Raw genomic sequence first — 3,979 nt, 5'->3', positions numbered from 1 at the left:
CACCACTTGCGAGGCAAAGGAAACGCCCAGGCTCATACGCATGCCAAGCCGCTCGATCGGAATCAGCTTGCCGCAGAAGCCGAAAGCCACCACGCAGATCAACAGGCTGACGAGCGAGAACGCACACGTCGCCGCCAGCTTGCCCAGCAGGATCTTCCAGCGCGGCACAGGATTGGCGAACAGCGGTTCCAGCGATTGCCGCTCGCGCTCGCCGGCCGTCAGGTCGATGGCCAGGTACATGCCGCCCATGAACACGGTAAGCACGAAGAAATACGGCAACATGCCGAACATCATTCCGGCGCGCGATTGCGGCGTCGACTGGTCACGCTCATCAATGGCCACCGGCGCCATCATGGCCGGCGAAAGGCCGCGCGCAACCAATCGCATGGCGCCCTGGCGGTGGCTGTAATTCTCCAGCATGCCCTTCAGGCGCTCGACCGAGCCACCGCTATCGCGCTGCGAGGAGTCGTAGATCAATTCAACCTGCGATGTCTCACCCTTGCGCCATGAATCCCCAAAGCCTTTGGGAATACGCAACACAACATCGGCATCGCGATTGCGCACGGCGGCTTCCGGGTCAGCCATGGCTGGCTGCGGCAACAGGCCCTGCTGCCTGAGCGCATCGATCAGATTCGGTGCGTTAGTCGCGCCGATCACCGGCACCTTGATCGGCTGGTCGGCTTTGTTCAATTCACGCGTGAGCACCACGTTCATGATCATGATGAAGATCACGGGGCCAAGCAGCGGCCCCAGCAACAACGCACTCATGAGCGTGCGCCGGTCACGCAGGTTTTCCTTCACTTCCTTGAGAAACACAGTCAGCGTGGTGTTCATGCCGCCAGCCCTTCTTCGCTGCCGATGATCTTCACGAAGGCATCCTCCAGGTTGGCCTCGCCGGTTTGCGCGCGCAATGCATCGGGGGTTTCATCCGCCACCACGCGACCATGCGCAATCACCACGATGCGATCGCACAGGGCCGCCACCTCCTGCATGATGTGGCTGGAAAACAGCACGCAACGTCCTTCTTGCTTCAGGTGCCGCATGAACTGGCGCATGCTGCGCGTGGCCATCACGTCGAGGCCATTGGTGGGTTCGTCCAGGATTACGTTCCTGGGATCGTGCACCAGGGCTCGCGCAATCGCCGTTTTGACACGCTGTCCCTGCGAAAAACCTTCGACACGGCGATCGGCGATATCGGCCATGTCGAGCGCCTTGATCAGCTGTTCGCGCCGCGTGCGGATCAATGCCTCATCCATGCCTTGCAGCCGCGCGAAGTAATCGATGTTCTCGCGCGCGGTAAGCCGCTTGTACAAGCCACGCGCATCCGGCAATACGCCAAGTTGACGGCGCACGGCAAGAGCGTCCTTCGCCACGTCGATGCCATCGATCAATACCTGCCCGCTGTCGGGTTGCATCAACGTGTACAGCATGCGCAGCGTAGTGGTTTTGCCCGCGCCATTAGGGCCGAGCAGGCCGGTGATTTCGCCGTCGCGCGCCGCGAAGCTCACGCCATCTACCGCTTTGACAGCGCCGAAATGCTTGTGCAGTTCCTTCACTTCGATCATGGCAACGCTCCGTTGAAGTCGATGAAGGCGGGCGTTTCGCCCAGCTTGTCCAGGCAGCTGGCATCCAGTTGCTTGGGATCGGGCTTGTCGATGAACTTGCCGAGCAATTGCGGCATGCAGCCGCGTCCCAGCAGGGAGTGTCCCTGCCCTTTGAAAATCAGCTGCCGGCCGTTCGACAAGCCCGGCAGGATTTCCGTGCCGTAGCGCGGCGGTGTGACCGGATCCAGTTCGCCGGACAGCATCAGGATCGGCTTGTCGCTCTTCAGCGGCGCATGGAAGTCGTCGGGCCGCGCGCCATGCGGCCACACATCGCATTGCGCCTTGATCGCATCTACCAGGTGATTGCCCAGGATCGTGTTCTGATCCTGCGACCGCGGCTGCAGCTGATCGGCATCTTCGCTGCAGATCACGCTCATCGACATGCCGTTGTTCATGTCGCCGCTGAGATCGCCGCTCAAGATCTTGGCCTGCCCCAGCAAAGGACCGACATCGCCATGCGCGGCAGCGTTGATCGACAGCGGCAACAGCGCTGCCGTTTCCGGCTGATAGGCGAACATGCGCACCACGCTGGCAAGCGCGAACTCGCTCAAGGGACGTTCCACTGTTTCATATGTTTCCGGATCGCGGAAACTGACCTTATGCGGGTTCGCACGCAGCGCATCGCGCAGCTGATACAGCGTCTGCATCGAATCGCCGAAGCGTTGCTTGCACGCCGAGACCGACGTGCAATAGGCGAAATCTTTTTTCAGTGCATCGTCGAGATTGCCGGCAAAATCCTCACCCAGGATGGCTTGATTGGGCACCACCGAATCCAGCACCACGCTGCGCACGCTGTTCGGATAATGCTTGAGGTAGTGCTGCGCCATGCGCGTGCCGTAGGACACGCCCACCAGATCGAGTGGCGGTGAACCCAGCGCCTTGCGCACATCTTCCAGATCCTCAACGGCAATGGTGGTGGTGTAGTAGCGCGGATCGGCCTTTTGCTTGACCTCATCCAGGCAGGCCGCAACGTCTTTGCGCACCTTGTCGAGATCGAGCGTCAGGGCGTTCTGATCGGAGGTTTTTTCCGCGCCCTTGCAACTCAGCGGATTGGAGCCGCCGGTACCGCGCTGATCCAGCAGCAGCACGTCGTGATGCTTGCGCACCTCGGCAAAGGCCGGTGCTTCAATCACCCACGCTTCGGTGGCCGCCTCGCCAGGGCCACCGGCAAGCAGCGTGACCAGATCCGGTTCGGGTACTTGCGCATCGCTGCGCGCGATCGCGAGCTTCAAACGGATATGGCGACCGTGCGGATCATCGCGGTTTTCCGGCACGTCAAACGCGCTGCACCAGGCTTGTGCGCGCGCGCCGCTACCAGGACGGCCAAGCTCGCACGGCGTAAAGGTCAGCGACCCGCGTTGCCAGGTGCGCGCCGGCTGCGACGGTTCCTTGGTATCGACAGGCGCGGCAACCGGCGCCACATCCGCCGTGGCGGTGGCCGGCTCACTCGGATGATGCCAATGCTGGTACGCCAGCACACCCAGTGCGACCGCGACAACGATCAAGCGAAAAGCGGTTCTTGCCTTCAAGGCCATGGTTCCTTCACTCCTCCCCGGGCACAAAGATCATTTCGATCGGCATGCCGAACAGGCGTGCGATCTTGAAAGCCAGCGGCAGACTTGGATCGTATTTCCCCGTCTCGATGGCATTGATGGTTTGCCGCGATACATCCAATTGTTGCGCAAGTTCGGCTTGCGACCAGCCGCGTTCGCCGCGCAATTCGCGTATGAGATTATTCATGTATGCGTGGTTGCGTCAGTGCCGGCTTTGCACGATCACTCATGACGGTACTTGCGCCGGTACCAATATCTGCCGATCGGCAGGCCGCCAAAAACAATCAGCCCGGCAGCCACGCCGTACAGAAACCCTCGCCGCGCATCATCCGCCCCGCTCGGATACAGCACGGCCACCGCCATGAGAGCCATGCCGAACAGCAGCAGATACAGGTACGGCCTGATGCCGTTCTCCTCGCACAGTGAGCTTCCACCGTAGCTGCGCACCAGCCGCCAACGCACCAGCCCGTAGCAAAGCACCATGGCGGGAAAAACCAGCATCAGCACCGAGCCATCCAGCTTCACCGCGCCGGCCGCCGCCAGAAATCCGCCGATGAAAGCCAGCGCACTGACCACCGCTGTCGCCGTGCTCAGCGCCACCAAATGCGTGTGGCGCTCCAGTTCGTCGCTGTTGCGAATCAGCCGCGCCATTTGCGCGATGACATAGAGCACCGGCAACGCCGCGGCGATCGCCAGCACGGCCTTGAGCGACAAGCTCGTCGTTTTGCCCACCTGCGGCCAGACCAGCAGCATGAAGGCGGTGTAGATCGCCATCGCGATCAGCACACGTGGTTGGTATTGCTTTAGCGAAAACCTCGGCAT

The 3,979-nt window shown here is 61.5% G+C and carries 5 protein-coding genes; all 5 read right to left on the bottom strand.

From position 1 onward, the window contains the following. Positions 1-834 (bottom strand): ABC transporter permease (locus VJR68_RS20525; RefSeq protein WP_324150647.1); only part of this gene is annotated, 834 nt, incomplete at its 3' end. Beyond that, on the bottom strand, positions 831-1,565 hold the full coding sequence (locus tag VJR68_RS20520; protein WP_324150645.1) for an ATP-binding cassette domain-containing protein: 735 nt from the start codon (positions 1,563-1,565) through the stop codon (positions 831-833). The genes VJR68_RS20525 and VJR68_RS20520, both read right to left, overlap by 4 nt. Further along, positions 1,562-3,139 (bottom strand): alpha/beta fold hydrolase, encoded by a 1,578-nt coding sequence (locus VJR68_RS20515; protein WP_324150643.1) that lies wholly within the window; start codon positions 3,137-3,139, stop codon positions 1,562-1,564. The genes VJR68_RS20520 and VJR68_RS20515 overlap by 4 nt, the downstream gene beginning before the upstream one ends. Positions 3,140-3,146: 7 nt before the next feature. After that, positions 3,147-3,344: a helix-turn-helix transcriptional regulator gene (locus VJR68_RS20510; protein ID WP_188793503.1), complete on the bottom strand. Its 198-nt coding sequence runs from the start codon at positions 3,342-3,344 to the stop codon at positions 3,147-3,149. A 35-nt stretch (positions 3,345-3,379) separates the two neighbouring features. Further along, on the bottom strand, positions 3,380-3,979 hold a 600-nt coding region (locus tag VJR68_RS20505), incomplete at its 5' end, for a hypothetical protein (protein ID WP_324150640.1).

Source organism: Dyella sp., assembly GCF_035277725.1.
GTDB lineage: Bacteria > Pseudomonadota > Gammaproteobacteria > Xanthomonadales > Rhodanobacteraceae > Dyella_B.
Note: the sequence above shows the minus strand (reverse complement) of the source record. Positions and strands in the feature narration are given on the sequence as shown.

Bases quoted from the DNA above. Each gene is read 5' to 3' on its own strand.
- VJR68_RS20515 (WP_324150643.1), bottom strand. From the start codon at position 3,139: ATGGCCTTGAAGGCAAGAACCGCTTTTCGCTTGATCGTTGTCGCGGTC.
- VJR68_RS20510 (WP_188793503.1), bottom strand. From the start codon at position 3,344: ATGAATAATCTCATACGCGAATTGCGCGGCGAACGCGGCTGGTCGCAA.
- VJR68_RS20520 (WP_324150645.1), bottom strand. From the start codon at position 1,565: ATGATCGAAGTGAAGGAACTGCACAAGCATTTCGGCGCTGTCAAAGCG.